This is a genomic window from Delftia acidovorans NBRC 14950 (assembly GCF_001598795.1).
In the GTDB taxonomy this organism is placed as follows: domain Bacteria; phylum Pseudomonadota; class Gammaproteobacteria; order Burkholderiales; family Burkholderiaceae_C; genus Comamonas; species Comamonas acidovorans.
Genome location: NZ_BCZP01000029.1, coordinates 25,222 through 42,110, shown reverse-complemented (window position 1 = coordinate 42,110; position 16,889 = coordinate 25,222). Strand labels below are relative to the sequence as shown.

Annotated in this window: 14 protein-coding genes; 6 read left to right on the top strand and 8 right to left on the bottom strand. The window is 68.7% G+C overall.

Features of this window, described 5'->3' with window-relative positions; all coding sequences use genetic code 11:
- The first annotated feature begins 59 nt into the window (after positions 1 to 59).
- The gene (locus DA1_RS25405; RefSeq protein ID WP_034391541.1) at positions 60 to 2,351 is read left to right on the top strand and encodes a putative bifunctional diguanylate cyclase/phosphodiesterase; all 2,292 of its coding nucleotides are present in this window, start codon (positions 60 to 62) and stop codon (positions 2,349 to 2,351) included.
- 44 nt (positions 2,352 to 2,395) lie between these two features.
- Here the strand turns inward: DA1_RS25405 and DA1_RS25400 are convergent, their stop codons facing one another.
- Positions 2,396 to 3,592: a M20 aminoacylase family protein gene (locus DA1_RS25400; RefSeq protein ID WP_034391543.1), complete on the bottom strand. Its 1,197-nt coding sequence runs from the start codon at positions 3,590 to 3,592 to the stop codon at positions 2,396 to 2,398.
- A gap of 244 nt (positions 3,593 to 3,836) precedes the next feature.
- Between DA1_RS25400 and DA1_RS25395 the strand changes: the two genes are divergently transcribed.
- Entirely contained in the window at positions 3,837 to 4,829 is a 993-nt protein-coding gene (locus tag DA1_RS25395) for a DHH family phosphoesterase (RefSeq protein WP_034391545.1), read from the top strand.
- On the opposite strand, the gene DA1_RS25390 is transcribed toward DA1_RS25395, so the two are convergent.
- Positions 4,769 to 5,638: a pseudouridine synthase gene (locus tag DA1_RS25390; RefSeq protein WP_034391548.1), complete on the bottom strand. Its 870-nt coding sequence runs from the start codon at positions 5,636 to 5,638 to the stop codon at positions 4,769 to 4,771. The two genes, DA1_RS25395 and DA1_RS25390, sit on opposite strands and share 61 nt — an antisense overlap.
- Before the next feature lie 194 nt (positions 5,639 to 5,832).
- On the opposite strand from DA1_RS25390, the gene DA1_RS25385 reads away from it, so the two are divergent.
- Positions 5,833 to 6,840: a diaminopimelate dehydrogenase gene (locus DA1_RS25385; protein ID WP_034391550.1), complete on the top strand. Its 1,008-nt coding sequence runs from the start codon at positions 5,833 to 5,835 to the stop codon at positions 6,838 to 6,840.
- Here the strand turns inward: DA1_RS25385 and DA1_RS25380 are convergent.
- The gene (locus tag DA1_RS25380) at positions 6,837 to 8,210 is read right to left on the bottom strand and encodes an MFS transporter (protein ID WP_013803397.1); all 1,374 of its coding nucleotides are present in this window, start codon (positions 8,208 to 8,210) and stop codon (positions 6,837 to 6,839) included. The genes DA1_RS25385 and DA1_RS25380 overlap by 4 nt on opposite strands.
- A 90-nt stretch (positions 8,211 to 8,300) precedes the next feature.
- On the opposite strand from DA1_RS25380, the gene DA1_RS25375 reads away from it, so the two are divergent.
- Positions 8,301 to 8,648: a MoaF-related domain-containing protein gene (locus DA1_RS25375; protein WP_012204400.1), complete on the top strand. Its 348-nt coding sequence runs from the start codon at positions 8,301 to 8,303 to the stop codon at positions 8,646 to 8,648.
- Between the two features lie 366 nt (positions 8,649 to 9,014).
- Positions 9,015 to 10,463, top strand: coding sequence for a cardiolipin synthase (gene cls, locus DA1_RS25370; protein WP_034391552.1), 1,449 nt, complete (start codon positions 9,015 to 9,017; stop codon positions 10,461 to 10,463).
- A gap of 61 nt (positions 10,464 to 10,524) precedes the next feature.
- Here the strand turns inward: cls and DA1_RS25365 are convergent, their stop codons facing one another.
- Positions 10,525 to 11,367 carry an META and DUF4377 domain-containing protein gene (locus DA1_RS25365; RefSeq protein WP_034391554.1) on the bottom strand — a complete coding sequence of 281 codons (843 nt, stop codon included), beginning with the start codon at positions 11,365 to 11,367 and terminating at the stop codon, positions 10,525 to 10,527.
- A gap of 332 nt (positions 11,368 to 11,699) precedes the next feature.
- Here DA1_RS25365 and DA1_RS25360 point away from each other — a divergent pair, with 332 nt between their 5' ends.
- Positions 11,700 to 12,278, top strand: a complete 579-nt coding sequence (locus DA1_RS25360) for a DUF2242 domain-containing protein (RefSeq protein ID WP_013803394.1) — start codon at positions 11,700 to 11,702, stop codon at positions 12,276 to 12,278.
- Between the two features lie 22 nt (positions 12,279 to 12,300).
- On the opposite strand, the gene DA1_RS25355 is transcribed toward DA1_RS25360, so the two are convergent.
- The 4 genes from DA1_RS25355 to DA1_RS25340 form a co-directional block, all read right to left on the bottom strand.
- Complete coding sequence (locus tag DA1_RS25355) at positions 12,301 to 13,173, bottom strand: peptidoglycan DD-metalloendopeptidase family protein (RefSeq protein ID WP_034391556.1); 873 nt, start codon at positions 13,171 to 13,173, stop codon at positions 12,301 to 12,303.
- A gap of 123 nt (positions 13,174 to 13,296) precedes the next feature.
- On the bottom strand, positions 13,297 to 15,564 hold the full coding sequence (locus DA1_RS25350; protein WP_034391559.1) for a DUF3300 domain-containing protein: 2,268 nt from the start codon (positions 15,562 to 15,564) through the stop codon (positions 13,297 to 13,299).
- Between the two features lie 171 nt (positions 15,565 to 15,735).
- Positions 15,736 to 16,053: a DUF2322 family protein gene (locus tag DA1_RS25345; protein WP_013803391.1), complete on the bottom strand. Its 318-nt coding sequence runs from the start codon at positions 16,051 to 16,053 to the stop codon at positions 15,736 to 15,738.
- Positions 16,054 to 16,144: 91 nt separating this feature from the next.
- Positions 16,145 to 16,861: a class I SAM-dependent methyltransferase gene (locus tag DA1_RS25340; RefSeq protein WP_034398294.1), complete on the bottom strand. Its 717-nt coding sequence runs from the start codon at positions 16,859 to 16,861 to the stop codon at positions 16,145 to 16,147.
- Between the last annotated feature and the right edge of the window lie 28 nt (positions 16,862 to 16,889).

Genomic DNA, 16,889 nt, shown 5'->3' with positions numbered 1-16,889 from the left:
GCCGCAGGCGGCGCCGACCGCTAGCATGTTGAGTGTTCTTTCTCTGTTGGGGCTTTTTCATGCGGCGTCATCGAGTCGAGGCGGAAATCCATTTGTCCCTGCGCCGGGTCGTTCTGGTCGGCAGCCTATGGATCACCAGCCTCACCGTGCTCCTGGCCATGGCGCTTCTGACGCAGGACCCCGTTCCCTGGCCCAGCGTGCGGCTGAACCTGGTTGCCGCCGGCGTGAGCTTCGGCGCCGTGCTGCTGGGCTGGCGCCGGCACTGGAGGCTGGCCTCCAATCTTCTGGTCTGGGGCACCTGGGTGGCAGCCGTGACCGTGGTGGCTGCCACGGGCGGCGTGCAAAGCAGCTCGGTGCTGGCCTTTCCGGCCTTGCTCGTTATGTGCGCCTGGGTGCTGGGCGTGCGCACCACGCTGGCCATGCTGGTGCTGTCCGTGCTGGCCATGGCCGCGTTCTGGGTGGCGGGCCGCGAGGGGGTTGACTGGATAGGCCAGCGCGAGACCTCGCCCGTGTTCTCCATGCTGTACTTCGTGGGCATGCTGGGGCTGACGGGCACGGTCACGCTGATGGCAAGGCGCAGCCTGATCCGCCGTGCCCAGGAACTGCAGGACACACTGGGCTCGCTGGAGCAGCACCAGGACGATCTGCGCAAGTTCTACCGCGCCGTGGAGCAGAACCCCGAAAGCATCGTCATCACCGACGTGCACCAGAACATCGTCTACGTGAACGAGGCCTTTTTGCAGCGCACCGGCTTTGCGCGCAACGAGGTCCTGGGCCAGCCCACGCACCGCTACTCCACCATGGGCCTGGACGCGCCGGCCTGGGAAGAGGCCTTGCACCAGCTGGGCCGGGGCGCGCTGTGGCGCGGCCAGATGACCAACCGCACGCGCCAGGGCGAAGACCTGCCCGAGGCCGTGCTGGTGGCGCCCATACGCGCCTCGGATGGCAGCATCGTCAACTATGTGGAGCTCAAGCAGGACCTGTCAGAGCGCATGCGCGCAGAACGCCAGATCCATGCACTGGCGCATTTCGACGCGCTCACCGGCCTGCCCAACCGCCTGTCGCTGACCCAGCGCCTGCGCGCGCTGGCACGTGAATTCCGCGAGGGCGGCAAGGGCGGTGAGCCGCGCCACGGCCTGCTGCTGCTGGACATGGACCGCTTCACCGCCTTCAACGATGTGCGCGGCACGGTGCGTGGCGATGCGCTGCTGGGCGCGCTGGCGCTGCGCCTGGCCGATGCCCTGCCCGACGGCGTGCTGCTGGCCCGCATGGGCGCCGATGAATTCGCCGTGCTGCTGGAGAAGGCCGGCCAGGAGGCGGCCGAGGTCGATCAGCACATGCGCGCCCTGGCCCAGGTGCTGCAGGACGCGCTGGAGCGGCCGCTGTGGCTGGAGGAAACCGGCGAGGAAGTGCAGGCCAGCTGCAGCATTGGCGCGGCCAGCTTTGCCGCCTCGCGCACCGACAGCGGTGGCCACGATGTGCTGCGCCGCGCGGGCGTGGCCCTGCACCAGGCCAAGCAGGCCGGGCTGGGCCAGGTCGTCATCTTCCAGCCCGACATGGCCGAGGCCGTGGGCAAGCGCTTTCGCATCGAAAAGGACTTGCGCCGCGCCATTCCTGCCGGCGAGCTGCAGCCCTATCTGCAGTCCCAGGTGGACCACATGGGGCGCTGTGTGGGCGCGGAGGTGCTGGTGCGCTGGAACCATCCGCGCCTGGGCATGGTCGAGCCCGGTGATTTCATTGCCGTGGCCGAGGAATCGGACCTGATCGTGCAACTGGGCGACTGGATGCTGGAGCAGGCCTGCCGCATGCTGGTGCGGCCCGAGTTCGTGCAGCAGGGCTGGCGGCTGTCGGTCAACGTCAGCTGGCGGCAGTTCCGCCAGCCCGACGTGGTGGACAAGCTCAAGCGCACCCTGGCCGCAACCGGGGCCGACCCGCGCCGCCTCACGCTGGAGGTCACCGAAAGCGTGGTCATGCGCGATGTGGACGAGGCGCGCGAGCGCATGGCCGAGCTGCAGCTGCTGGGCGTGGAGATGGGGCTGGACGACTTCGGCACCGGTTATTCATCGCTGGCCTATCTGCAGCGGCTGCCGTTCCGTGAACTCAAGATCGACAAGTCCTTTGTGCAGGACTGCCATACCTCGCCGGGCAATGCCGCCATGGTCGAGGCGATCCTGCTGCTGGCCAGACGCCTGCGCCTGCGCGTGGTGGCCGAAGGAGTGGAGACCGAAGAGCAGGCCGGCACGCTGCGGGCCTGGAATCAGGACGTGCTGTTCCAGGGCTACCACTACGGCCGGCCCCTGCCGGCGGTCGAGTGGGTGGATCTGCAACTGGGGGCGCCTGCCGGCGTGTGAAAGCCGGCGTGAGGGCCAGCGCAAGAGCCTGCGTGTGAGGGCGTTCAGGTCCTGGACTGTTCCAGCCAGCGGCGCGCCAGCAGGTCCCAGAAGCGTGCGCCGCGCCCCAGGTTATCGTCGTTGAAGTCGTAGCCGGGGTTGTGCAGGCCCACGCCGGGCTCGCCCGTGGCGGGGCCGTTGCCTATCCAGCCATAGGCGCCGGGCACGGCCTCCAGCATGAAGCCGAAGTCCTCGGCCGTCATGGCCGGCAGGATGTCGGCGTGGGTGCGGTCCTCGCCCACCGCCTCGCGCATCACCTCGGCCATGAAGCGGGCCTCGTGCGCGTGGTTGGTGGTGTTGGGATAGCCGGGCTTGAGAATGAACTCGGCGCGGCACAGATGGGCCGCTGCCACATGCTCGCTGATGCGCTGCATGCCTTCGATGAACATCTGCTGCGTCTCGGTCCTGAGGGCGCGCACCGTGCCGAAGATGCTGGCCTCGTCGGGAATGATGTTCTCCACCGTGCCGCTGGTGATCTTGCCCACGGTGAGCACGGCGCTGTCCAGCGGATCGGTGCTGCGCGACACCAGGCTCTGCAACTGGCCGACGATGGCGCAGGCCACGGGAATCGGGTCCAGCGTGGTGTGGGGCATGGCCGCGTGGCCGCCCTTGCCGTGCACGCGGATCTCGAAGCGCAGCGTGGAGGCCATGATGGGCCCCACGCGCACCGCCATCTCGCCGGCGGGCAGGGCAGGCCAGTTGTGCAGCGCGAACACGGCCTCGCAGGGGAAGCGGTCGAACAGGCCGTCCTCCATCATGGCCTTGGCGCCTGCGCCGCCTTCCTCGGCGGGCTGGAAGATCAGGTGCACCGATCCATCGAAATCCGGCTGCTGCGCCAGCAGCGTGGCCGCGCCCAGCAGCATGGTCGTGTGGCCGTCATGGCCGCAGGCATGCATGCAGCCCGGGTTCTGGCTGGCGTGGCCGAAGGCGTTGAGCTCCGTCACCGGCAACGCATCCATGTCGGCCCGTATGCCGATGCTGCGGCCCGGGTTGGCGGCGCTGCGCCCCCGGCCGTGGATGCTTGCCACCACGCCGGTCCTGCCCAGCCCGCGGTGCACCTGCAGTCCCAGCGCCATCAGGTAGGCCGCCACCTTGTCGCCGGTGCGGTGCTCCTCGTAGCGCAACTCGGGGTTGGCATGCAGGTCGTGGCGGAACTTCAGCAGGGAGCCGAGGTGGGGGGTGATGTCGGGTGTGGATCGCATACAGGGGCCGCGGCGGCCTGCACGCCCAGCGGGTCCGCAGGCGGTCGCAGCAATTCAATGACAAGGCGGACATGATAGGTCCTGGGGTTTGCCTGCGGCGCCTGCCGGGGTGATAGGCCTTGTGCTGCCCAGGCTTTGCGCTACGTTCCTTGCGAGCAGCCCGCGCAATGCCCGGCTGCCCAGGGTGCCCGGGCGCTGGAGCAAGTGCAGGGGAATGGCGCCAGGACCGACAATCGCCCCCATCATGAAAAACACCATCCTGCCCCTGCAATTGTTCGTGCGCCCCGAGCATGACGATCCCCAGCCCCTGATCCTCTACCACGGCCGCCGCTGCCCGGACGGCTACGGCGCGGCGCTGGCGGCCTGGCTGTACTACGGCGGGCAGGCTGAATTCCGGGGCCTGGACCATGGCGAGATCCAGAAGGCCGACGACCTGGGCGAGCTGGCCGGCCGCGCCGTCTACGTGCTGGACTTCGCCTTCGAGCCCGAGCTCATGGCCGAGATCGAGTCGCGCGTGGCCAAGCTCGTGGTGCTGGACCACCACAAGAGCGCTGCCGAAAAGCTGAGCGGCTACCAGTGCCGCTGCGGCGTCGTGCACTTCGACATGAACAAGTCCGGCGCGCGCCTGGCCTGGGAGTTCTTCCAGGCCGACAAGCCCGTGCCCGGCCTGATCCGCTTCATCGAGGACCGCGACATCTGGAAGTGGGAATTCGCCGAGAGCGCGGGCTTTCTCGCGGCGCTGGACATGGAGCCGCGCAGCTTCGAGCGCTGGGCCGAGATCGCGGCCTTCACGCCCGAGCAGGAAGCCGCCTTCATGGCACGCGGCGGCGCCATGGACGAGAAATTCCAGAAGCTGTGCGCCGACATTTCCGAGGCGGCCCAGCCCCTGGTCTTCAACGGCATGCAAGGGCTGATGGTCAACTGCCCCGGCATGTTCCACAGCCAGGTCGGCGACCTGCTGGCACGCCAGAGCGGCAGCTTCGCGCTGATGTGGCATGCCAGCACCAAGGGCGTGAAGATCGGCCTGCGCTCGCGCTCGGAGTTCAACTGCATACCGCTGGCCGAGAGCTTTGGCGGCGGTGGCCATGCCCAGGCCTGCGGCTTCAAGATGGGCAACGAGCGCCTGGTGGAGCTGCTGTCTGGCGTGCTCAAGGCCGATGCCTCGGCCGACTACGCCTACGTGGCAGCGCCGCTGATGGAGCAGCCTGAAACGGGCGCGCCTGCCGTAGCTGTCTGATCCGGCCGTGCCGTCGCCGGCAGGCCCGCACAGGCCTGCCAGCCGGGCAGGGCACACAGCGCTCGCCAGTGCTGCACATCGGGCACATGGCCCAGTTGCCGCCAGTCGGCCTCGAAGCGCAGCGGCTCGCCCGTCATCGGGTGCGCCAGCTCCAGCGCATGGGCGTGCAGCCACAGCCGCTGCAGGCCCAGCCGCTCGGCCCACCAGCGGTTCAGCGGCCCCTTGCCATGCGTGGCGTCGCCAATGATGGGATGGGCCACATGCTTGAGATGGCGGCGTATCTGGTGGCGCCGGCCCGTGGCGGGCAGGGCCTCGACCAGTGAAATCCGCGTGGCCGCGTGGCGCGGGTCAAAGGCCTCGGGCCACTCCAGGCGCGCCAGGCAGCGCAGCGAAGTCTGGGCGGGCTGGGCTGGCGCGTCCTCGGGCGCATCGTCGGGCCTGAGCGCGTGGTCCACCTCCACCGCATCCGGCAGCCAGCCCCGCACCAGCGCCAGGTATTGCTTGCGCATTTCCTGCCCGGCAAAGGCCTGGCCCAGCCGCTGGGCGGCCTGGGCATGCAAGGCCATGACCAGCACCCCGCAAGTGCCCTTGTCCAGCCGGTGCGCGGGGTACACATGGCAGCCCAATTGGTCGCGCAGGGTCTGCAGCACAAAGCGCGTCTCGTGCGCATCCAGTCCCGTGCGGTGCACCAGCCAGCCTGCGGGCTTGTAGACCGCCACCAGATGCTCGTCGCGCCAGAGGATGTGCAGCGGCGCGTCGTCGGGCTCTGGCGGCTGGGCCAGGGAGGGTATGGATGAAGGCTGGAGCATGAGGGCGTGAGTGTAGGCGCTGTCCGCCCACCGCCCATGCAGGCCCCCGTGCACTACCCCCGTGCAGGGCAACGCAGTGCTGCCTGCCATTGCACGACTGGCGGCGTGATGGCGATGCAAGATCGCGCCTGGTTCTGCGCCGCCGCGTGAACCGGAGTTTCTGAAACCCTCTCAAACGCAACGCAGCACACCGCATGGACCATCGCAGCACCGCTCCCATCCGCATCGCCATCGTCGGCCACGGCAACCTGGGCCGTGGCGTGGAGGCCGCCATTGCCCGCAACCCCGACATGGCGCTGGCCGGCATCTACACCCGCCGTGATCCGGCCCGGCTGTGTCCGCTGCAGCCCGGCACGCCCGTGCACGGCATGGACAGCCTGCTGGCCCATCGCGCCGGCATCGACGTGCTGGTGCTGTGCGGCGGCTCCAAGGACGACCTGCCGCAGCAGACGCCCGCGCTGGCCGCGCATTTCAGCCTGGTGGACAGCTTCGACACCCATGCGCGCATTCCCGAGCATTTCGACCGGGTGGATGCCGCTGCCCGCGCAGCCGGCACCACGGCGCTGATCTCGGCGGGATGGGACCCGGGCATGTTCTCCCTGCAACGCCTCATGGGCGAGGCCCTGCTGCCCGATGGCGCCACCTACACCTTCTGGGGCAAGGGCCTGAGCCAGGGGCACTCGGACGCCATCCGCCGCATTCCCGGTGTGGCCGGCGGTGTGCAGTACACCATTCCCGTGGACGAGGCCGTGCAGCGCGTGCGCAGCGGCGTGCGGCCCGAACTGTCTGCGCGCGAGCGCCACCGGCGCGAGTGCTTTGTGGTGCTGGAGCAGGGGGCCGATGCCGATGGCGTGCGCCAGGCCATCGTCGGCATGCCGCATTACTTTGACGAATACGACACCACGGTGCATTTCATCAGCGCCGAGGAGCTTGCCCGTGACCATGCGGCCATGCCGCATGGCGGATTCGTCATCCGCAGCGGCCGCAGCTCGCAGGGGCTGCACCACTCCATCGAATACCGCCTGCAGCTGGACAGCAATCCGGAATTCACGGCCAGCGTGCTCGTGGCCTATGCGCGCGCCGTGCACAGGCTGCAGCAGTCGGGGCAGTCGGGGCAGACGGGCTGCAAGACCGTGTTTGACGTGGCGCCCGGCCTGCTGTCGCCCAGGAGTGCGCAGCAGCTGCGGGCCGAGCTGCTTTAGCCCTGGCCCACGCGGGCCGCGTCTTCCAGCCGGTCCACATCACGCAGCGGCTTGAACAGGGTCATCCAGCTGCCGACCACGCCCAGCGTGCACAGGCTGCCCACCACGGCAGCCGGCACGGCGCCCAGCCAGGCGGCGCTGGTGCCGGCGCGGAATTCGCCCAGTTCGTTGGACGAACCGATGAACAGCATGTTCACCGCGTTCACGCGCCCGCGCATGGAGTCGGGCGTGGAAAACTGCACCAGGGCCGAGCGGATGTAGACACTCACCATGTCGGCCGCGCCGGCCAGCATCAGGGCGGCCATGGACAGCCAGAACCAGTGCGACAGCGCAAACACCAGGTTGGCCACGCCGAAGATGGCCACGGCGGCGAACATCACGCGGCCCACATGGCGCTGGATGGGACGGGCCGACAGCCACAGGCCCATGGCCACCTCGCCCACGGTCATGGACGAGCGCAGCAGGCCCAGGCCTTCGGGGCCGACCTTGAGCACCTCGTGCGCATACACGGGCAGCAGGGCCACCACGCCGCCCAGCAGCACGGCGAACAGGTCCAGCGAAATCGTGCCCAGGATGATGGGGCGCGTGCGGATGAAATGGATGCCTTCGCCAAAGCGCTGCCACAGCGAGCCGCCCGCCGGCGCCATGGCCCCGGCAAAGCGCACGGGCACTGTGCCCAGCAGCAGCACGGCCAGCACCAGGGAGACGCCGCAGACCGCATAGGTCAGCACGGCGCCGCCCCAGGCGTAGAGCACTCCGCCCAGCACAGGCGCCGCAATGGCGGCCGTGCGCATCAGCATGCTGTTGGTGGCCAGCGCCTGGGCCAACTGCTCGCGCGGCACGATCTGCGGCAGCAGGCTTTGCAGGGCCGGCCCCGTGAAGGCGCGGCTGCAGCCGAACAGCACCAGCACGGCATAGATCCAGTGCACATCGTGCGCGGCCGCGCCCTCGTGCCAGGACAGCCACAGCAGCAGCAGGGAGCACAGGGCGGCCACGGTCCAGCTGCCCGACAGCAGGCGCTTGCGGCTCATGCGGTCGCTGAGGTCGCCGGCCGGAATCAGCAGCGCCAGCATGGGCAGGAACTGGGCCAGTCCCACGTAGGCCAGGGACATGGGGTCGCGCGTCAGGTCATACACCTGCCAGGCCACGACCACCGCCTGCATCTGCTGGGCGAACATGGACAGCATGCGCGCCATGACGAAGGGGACGAAGGCGCTGCTGCGCAGGCCGGCAGCGGGGCTGTCGGCCGATGAGGGGGGAAGCGGGGAGGAGGGCAAGATCGGATATCCGTGGAGGAGCACGCGCAGTATCTGCGAAATGCCGGCGCCTTGCTGGCCGTTGTGCCCGCTCCACGCTGCCGACGAAGGCATGCGGTCTGCTCCCACAAACACCCGCGGCGCGGCGCGAGAATATGCCATCACGGGTCAGGCCAGAACCCCGCATCAGAGGAGCAACACACCATGTCCATGTTGTCCATGCAATACGCCGGCACCTTGATCGGGCGCGAAGCGGTCATCGACTTCCCCGACAGCAAGGCTGATGTGCGGTACACGCCGCAAGGCCAGATGGTCTGGCATGTGGTCGATTCCCTGGGCCATGTATCCGATGGCTGCGAACGGCTCAGCTACCTGCAGGTCAGCGACAGCCTGCACTTCCTCAACTGGATCGAGAAAACGGGCTTCACCGTCAGCCAGGTCATCGACACGGCCCAGGGCACGGTGCAGGCCTTCTGGTCGTTTGCCGACCCGGCCAGCGAGGGCGGCCACCGCTCGTCCATGTTCGTCGAAGGCCGTTTCCGCTTCCGTTGAGGCGCCTGCCTGCACGGCGCAGCCCGGCCGCGTGAAACATTGCGGCATCTGCGCGATCTGCCTGTTTTTTCAGCGCCTGCGGCAAACCCATGGCTGGCGCGGCAATGCAGGGTTGTCCCGAAGCTTGTCCACAGGCAGGCCCACAGTCGCTGGGCATAACCGTCACGCTGCGGTCATTTTCGTCATGCAGCGGAAAAGTTCCTGAAATGTGGGTGTGCACTATCGTTGAATCCAAGCATCGGCGGGTTCATGGAATGCCGGTTCATTACCTGAGGCGACGCCGGCCGCGCGCAGATCCAGGTTTGCCGCCGTGAAACATCCCTTCCGCGCAATCCCGTCCGCAGGGCCCCCGGCTATGCTGGCTGCATGACCTGGCTGTTTCTTGCATTGCATCTGCTGCTCATTGCAGGCTTTGGCCTGCGCATCCTGCTGCGCGACGATGTGCGGCCCGACGTGCGCATGGGCTGGCTCACCGTCATCGTGCTGCTCCCCTATGCGAGCTGCGCGCTGTACTACCTGTTTGGCGAGGTGACGCTGCGCCGCCGAGGCCGGGCCCGGTACCGCAAGGTGCAGGACTTTGCGCACGGCGCCCCGGTCACGGGCAGCGGCGTGCCGGTGGCGGGCATCGCGCCGCAATGGCAGGCGGCCTTTGGCTATGCGGCGTCCATCAACCGCTTTCCCGTACAGCCGGGCCACGCCGCGCAGCTCATGGCCGATGGTGCCCAGGCCCGCGCTCGCATGCTGGCCGACATGGAGGCCGCCCGGCACGAGATCAACGTGCTCTACTACATCTGGCTGGCCGATGACACGGGAACGGCCGTGGCCCAGGCGCTGGTGCGCGCGGCCCGGCGTGGCGTGGTCTGCCGCGCCATGGTGGACGGGCTGGGCTCGCGCGCGCTGCTGCGCTCCGACCTCTGGCAGCAGATGGCGCAGGCCGGTGTGCAACTGGCCGTGGCCCTGCCGGCCAGCCACCCGTTCAGGGTGATGTTCACCAGCCGGCTGGACCTGCGCAACCACCGCAAGATCACCGTGATCGATGGTGCCATCACCTATTGCGGCAGCCAGAACTGCGCGGACGAGGCCTTCGCCGTCAAGGCCCGCTACGCGCCCTGGGTCGATATCATGCTGCGCCTGCAAGGCCCGGTGGTGGCGCAGATGCAGCAGGTCTTTGCCAGCGACTGGGCGCAGGCGCGCAGCGCAGACCATGGACTGTCCATGCCCCTGGCCGCCCAACCCGAAGCGGGGCCGGCCGACATGCCCGCCGAAGGCTTTGCCGCCGTCGTCATTGCCGAAGGCCCGGCCGAGCGGCCGCGCTCCACCTCGCAGCTGGTGTCCACCCTGCTGGCCAGTGCGCGGCGCGAAGTGGTGATCTCCACGCCCTATTTCATCCCCGATGCCACGGTGCTGGAGGCCCTGTGCGCCGCCGCCTGGCGCGGCGTGCAGGTCACGCTCATCCTGCCGGCGCGCAACGATTCCTGGATCGTGGGCGCGGCCAGCCGCAGCACCTACCGCTACCTGCTGCGGGCCGGCGTCATCCTCCATGAATTCCGCCCCGGCCTGCTGCATGCCAAGACCCTGTGCGTGGACGGGCAGGTGGCCCTTGTGGGCTCCACCAACCTGGACCTGCGCAGCTTCGACCTGAACTTCGAGAACAACGTGCTGCTGCAGGACGAGGCCGTGACCCGCGCCATCCGCCAGCGCCAGGGCGACTATATTCGCCAGTCCGACCGCATCACGGCCGCCCAGGTCCACGCCTGGCACTGGGGCCGCCGCATCTGGAACAACCTGCTGGCAATGCTGAGCCCGGTGCTGTGAGCCTGCAAAGAAAAAGGCCTGCGCAAAGCAGGCCTTCAGGGCTGTTGGGAGGCAGGCGCGCTCAGCGGCCTACGCGCTCGCTCTCGACCACCATGTCCAGCACATAGGCGTAGGCCGATGCGTCGGCGGGCACGTTCTGGCGCTTGTAGCGCTGGATGCGCAGCACGTTGCGGATGCCGGGTTCGTGCTTGTAGCCCTCGATCTCGCTGTAGAAGTTCTCCCACTCGCCGGTGGAGGTCTTCACGCCGTTGTCGCCGTAGCGGATCTCGCGCACGCGCAGGCACTGGAAGTCCTTGATCAGCGGGTGATTGCAGGCCGTGCGCTGGGGTGCCACTTCCAGGAAGATGCGCTCGCCGACGCTGCCGTACTGGGTCTGGGCCGTGGGCGAGCCGTCGAACTGCCAGCGCGTGCCATCGATGAAGGTGAGCGTCAGGCGCGCAGGCTGCTTGCCTTCGCCCAGTTGCACGGACCATTGCTTGGCCGTGGGCAGGATGCGGGCCACCTTTTGCTCCAGCGCCATCAGTTGGTCGTCATCGCAGGCCATCAGCGTGCTGGCGGCGCGTTGGGTGGCGATGCGGTTGCCTTCGGTGCGGTAGCCAGTGGTCACCACGTTGCACAGGTTCTTGACGGCCAGGCGCTGGTCGGCAAATTCCAGTTGCAGGGGCCGCTTGCGCGAGGCGGCGGTCAGGAACCAGCTCTGGTCTTCGGTGCCCTGGGGCGTGAAGGCCTGGCGAAGATTCCAGTGGTAGGCGGTCAGCGATTGGGCATCACCGGGTGGGCCGGCAGGGGCCGACGCCTGGGTCTTGGCGCCTTCTTCGGCATTGCCACCCTTGTCGATATGGCTGCAGGCGCCGAGCCCCATGGTGACGATCACGGGCAGGCACCAGGTCCAGCTTGGCTTCATGTTGAATTCCTTGGTTGATGGGTACGGAGACAGGCTCAGGCGCGGCGGGCTGGTGGCAGCCCTGGCGCGGCATGTGCCGCGCCGGCCCTGGCCGAACCGGGGCACCATAACGCAGATGCGCGGCGGCGCCTGTCAGAACGGGGCGCTATTCACATTCCTTTGCATCTATTTGATGCAGGCGGAAAAAACGGATTGCTGCAAAGTTGCCGGCCGATGCGTTGCGCTCAGGTGAGAATAGGCGGCCAGCCGCCATGCCATCCGCAGGCTGCGGCGCCGGAGCAAGGAGCAGGTTCGTGTATCGACGTTGGAGTGCAGCAAACAGGGTGCGTGGCATGCGCTACGCGGGAGCTTTGGCCATCATTGCAATGCTTGCGGGCTGCGGCTCGACCATTCCCCAGCATGTGCCCGTGCAGGAGAGCTTCGGCTCCACCGAGACCTTCTCGCGCATGTTCGATGCCTCGCCAGCCCAGACCTGCGAGGCCGCGCGCCGCGCGCTGCTGAGCCAGGGCTACATCGCCATGGCGCGCACGGCCGAACTCATAGAGGGCAGCAAGAGCTTCCAGCCCGATCCCGAACTGAACCTGCAGATGAACATCCGCGTGGTCTGCGTGCCCGAGACGGCCGATGGCCAGGTCAGCATCGGCTTTGTCACGGCGCTGCAGGACCGCTATACCTTGAAGAAGAGCGCCAACTCGGCCAGCCTGGGCGTGGGTGCGCTGGGGTCGGTGTCGCTGCCGTTCTCCTCGGGCAGCGACTCCATGGTCAAGGTGGGCAGCGAGACGATTGCCAAGAGCGGTTTCTACGACAGCTTCTTCGAGCTGGTGTCGCGCTACCTGGCGCAGGACCGCGAGTCCATCGCCGTGCCCACGCCGGTGGCGCCGCAGAACACCATTCCCTCGGCCAACCACTGACGCCGGCGGGCGCCGGCCCCGTTCACGCCGCCAGGAACAGCGCCGGGTCCACCATGGTGCGGTTGAGCATCACGCCCCAGTGCAGGTGCGGGCCGGTGACACGGCCCGTGGCGCCGACCTTGCAGAAGGCATCTCCCGTGTCCAGCTGATCGCCCAGCTTGCACTGCACGCTGCTCAGATGGCAGTACATGCTCAGCAGGCCGCCGCCGTGGTCCAGCCACACGGTGCCGCCGTTGAAGAAATAGTCGCCCACATCCACCACCTTGCCCGGCAGCGGCGCGACGACGTTGGTGCCCGTGGCTGCCGCGATGTCCATGCCGCTGTGCGGATTGCGCGGCTGGCCGTTGAACACACGGCGCAGGCCGAAGCTGCTGCTGCGGCGGCCCGGCACGGGCTGGCGCATGCGCAGGTCGCCAGGGCGTGCAGGCGGCTCGGTGAACAGCGCCATGATGGTCTGCTGGTGGGCGCGTTCACGCTGGTAGCGGGCATCGTCCTCGGGTGACAGGTCCACGGTCTTGGGCGAGACCTTCAGGCGCTGCTCGGTGTATTTCTTGTCGCGCACTTCGTAGGGCAGGGTGCGCGGTGCGCCTTCGCCCTTCACCGTCACGCCATGCGTGCCGGGCGCCACCGACAGCGCAATGCCGACCACGGCCGTCCATTCGATCATGTCGCCCACCACCAGCACGGGCACGTCGCCGGCCAGCACCTGGGGCCGCTGGGCCGATGGCCCCAGCGACAGGCGGGCCACGCCACCGGGCACGCGGCTGTCATGCGGCCAAGGGGATTCCCCGGAGGCCGCAGCGGCCCAGGCCGGGACCATCAGGCCTGCGCCCGAGGCGCACAGGGATTGCACAAACAGTCGGCGGGAGCGGGAATTCGTCGTCGGTATCTGCATGAGGGAAGCGGGGGGGGCTGTGGTCGAGCGCCCCATTGTCCGCCATGCCGGCGCGCCAGCTTGCCATCGCCTCAATGCCATGACGCCACGACGCCATGGCATTCAAATGCGCTTGCGCGCCGCTCAACGGTCCCTGCGCTCGTCGCGCCCGCCGCGCCGCTCCTGTGGGCGGGCCGCGTTGGCCATGCGCTGCTGTTGCTGGCGTTGCTCCTGCTGCGCGCGGGCCTGCTGCTGCTGGGCACGCGCCTGTGCCTGGGCCTGCTGTGCTTGCTGGGCCTGCATGCGTTGCTGCTGGGCAGCCTCGAACTGCTGCTGTCTTTGCTGCTGCGCCTGCCGCTCCTGCATCTGGGCCTGTCTTTGCGCCTGCTGCTGGGCCTGCATCCTTGCCTGCATCTGCTCCTGTGCGCGTGCCTGCTGTTGTTGTTGCTGCTGCATTTGCTGCTGGCGCGCCTGGTCCTGGGAGCGCTGCTGCAAGGCCTGGCGATCGCGCTCGGCTTGTTGGCGGGCCTGGGCTTGCGCCTGAACCTGGGCCTGGTCACGCGCCTGATCCCGCATCTGCGCCTGGGCCTGCATCTGGGCCTGGCGCTGCTGTTGCTGGCGCGCCTGTTCCTCGCCGCGAAGGCGGGCGGTCTGCGTCTCCATTTGCTGCTGTTGCTGCTGGCGCTGGCGCGCTGCATCGGCCATGGAGCGGTCGCGGTCCTGCCTGTCCAGGCCGTTCTGCCGGTCCTGTGGCCTCACGCCCTGCTGCGTGGCTGCGGAAGACCAGGAAGGCACGCGGGAGTCGCGGCCCCTGTCACCCTGCATGGCTGCCGCAGGCAGTGCTGGCGCGGGTCGCTGCGCGGCGCCCGGTGGGGATGAGGGGGCCGATTGCGCAGACTGAGGGGACTGCGGCCACTTGCCGAACTGGCCCGCCTGCGAGGCCGGGACCGGGTTCATACGGGGCTGCAGTGAGGCCTGGGGCCGGTCATCGGGCCTGAGGCCCGGGCGTCCGCGATCGGCGCCATCGTGCCGGGCAAATCCATGGGCGCTGCCGGGCGGCACCATGCCTTGGGCGGACGGGGGCGGGCCGCCCTGCGGCGGCCTCAGGCCCAGGCGTTGGGGCATGCCGGAGTGCGCTGCTGCGGCGGCGCCGGCCATGCCTGCGGCACCGGCCAGGGCCGCAGCGGCCATGCCGCCTGAACGTGGGTCACCAGAACGAGAGTCGCCAGAGCGCGGGTCGCCCGAGCGAGGATCACCGCCCTGCTGCGGGAAGTCAGGGCGGCGCGGCTCGAAGTGCGGGTTGTTCGCGATGTGGGTGACGTTGCCAACGTTGTTGATGTGCGTGTTGTGGATGTTCTGCACCACCGTGGTCGAGCGCGAGACGTAGGTGTTGTTGTTGTAGATCACGGCCGGGCGGCGCGAGGGCGGTGGCGGCGGCTCGTTGCGGTGCCAGCGGTAGCCGGGCTCGCCCCAGCGCATGCCCCAGGAGTTCCAGCCCCAGGGGCGGCGGTCCACGGACTCGGCCAGGATCACGCCTGCGCCGAAGCCGATCAGCCCCGCCACCACGGGCGCGGCCGAACTGCCCACATACACGGGTTGCGGCGCCACGATGGGCCGGTAGCCGCCGTACATGGGCACGGGCTCGCCATAAACAACGCCGGGGTCGTACTGCGGCACATAGACGGTGTCAGGCTGGGCCGGTGCGATCTCGATGAACTGCGGTGGTGTGTCGATCACCGGCACGGGCAGCATGGACGACAGCGGCTCGCCCACGGCTTGCGGTGCGGGCTGGGGCACGGGGGGCGGGGAATCGGCCGTGGCCACGGCCACCTTGAGCCGGCTGGAGTCCTTGAGCGTGCCGGCCTTGTAGGCGCGCTGGCGCATCACCTGGATGGCGTTCATCACATCGGCCGGATCGTTGTAGTAGGCCTTGCCCAGGGCCGTGGTCCAGGGAACGTTGGATGACAGCTGTGCCAGCACATTGGGAAACTGCGCCAGCGACTTGACCGAAGGGTCCCAGTCCTGGCTGTTGACGGCGTTTTGCAGTTCCTCGGGCTTGAGGCCGGGGTTCTGTCCCATCCACACCTCGGCGGCGCCGACCTGGTCGGGATAGGTGGAGGCGGCCAGCACCTGGGCCACGAGCTTGTCGGGGTACAGCGCAATGGGCGCCACCATCTGGTAGAGCGTCTCGGCCGAAGGCGGCACATAGGCCACGGGCGTGGCGACGGGCTGGGCGCTTTCGGTGGCAGGCGGCAGCGGCGCGCTGGCGGCCTGCGGGGGCTTGTCCTGGGATTCGTTGCAGGCGCTCAGCGCCAGGGCGGCGGCCAGGCCCAGCACGCTCAGGCGCAGGGCGCCAGCGTGGGAAGTTGAGCGGGCCGTGGTGCGTGCTGTGGGCACGGCGGATTGCAGCATTGCGTTCTCCTGGACAGGAACGCCTTGCGCGCCGAAGCGGCAAGGCACATGTCATTTGAACGCCAAAGTGCACGCTGCGTTGACACCGGCGTGTCAGCCGATGCCCCCAGTCAGCGCAACTTCTGTGACGCGGTGTTTACCCAGGCTGAATCAGGCGCGATCAGGCCGTGCTCAGGCCGCGATCAGGCGGGCCTGGTAGCTCTCGGCACCCTTGGACCAGGCCAGCAGGCGGTCGATGTTGGGGTGCTTGCCGGGGAAGGCGATGGCGTCCTGCGTGTGCTCGGCATACCACTCCAGGCCCAGCTCGGCGGCCGCCGGCGTGATGCTGCCGCCGTACAGCGCGGCCAGCGCGTGGTACACGGCCAGCGAGCCGGTCTGGCCGGGCTTGTTCTCGATGGTGGCCACGACCTGGCCCTGGGCATCGGCCAGCTGCAGCGCGGCGAGGTGGGTGACGGTGGGCAGTTGCTGAAGGCGTGCGGAGAAGTTCATGCTGAAAGGCAAATCAAAGGGAAAAGGGAGAAAGGGACGGGTCAACCGGCGCCGGGCGTTCTGGTGTTTCAGTGGCTGAGTGGTTCCGTGGTCAGGCCTTGAAGGCAATCCAGGCACACCAGAACAGGCTGGAGAAAAAGCGCTTGGGCTGCACGAAACCAGCCTGGGCCAGCATCTGCTCCACCGCCTCTTCCGAGGCCGGTGGAACCGCGCCCTGCCGGATTTTGCCGAGTTTCGCATGGACAGCGGCCTCGTCCACGCCCGCCATGCGCCAGCGCATGGCCCAGGCTTCAAGGAACAGCGGCTCGCTGTCATAGCGGTGGCGGTTGCAGGCCAGGATGAAGGGCGCCCCCGGCGCCAGCCGCGCCGACAGGGCCTGCAGCAGCTGCAGCTTGTCCGCGTCGTCAGGGACGTGGTGCAGCACGCCGATCAGCGTGGCCGCGTCGAACACCATGCCGGCCGGCAGGTCCTGCACGGCGAAGGGGGCGGCCTGCACTTGGGCCGACAGCCCCGCTGCGGCGATGCGGTCCATGGTCTGGTCCAGCATGGGGGCCGAGGGGTCGGCAGCCGTGAATTTCCACAGCGGCCTGAGCCGCGCCGTGGCCAGTATCTCCTGGCCCGTGCCACCGGCGCCGCCAATCAGCACGGACTTCGGGCCGGCATCCAGGCTGGCAGCCAGCAGGCAGGCGGCCAGCTCGTGGCAGGCGTCGTAGCCGGCCAGTGCGATGCGGCTTTGCGTTTCGTACTCGGCAGCGCGGGAGGTGTCGAACTTGGCGGTGGAAGCCGCCTGTGGCAAGGCTTGGTTCATGGCCTGGCATTGTGCTGAGGCCACGGTC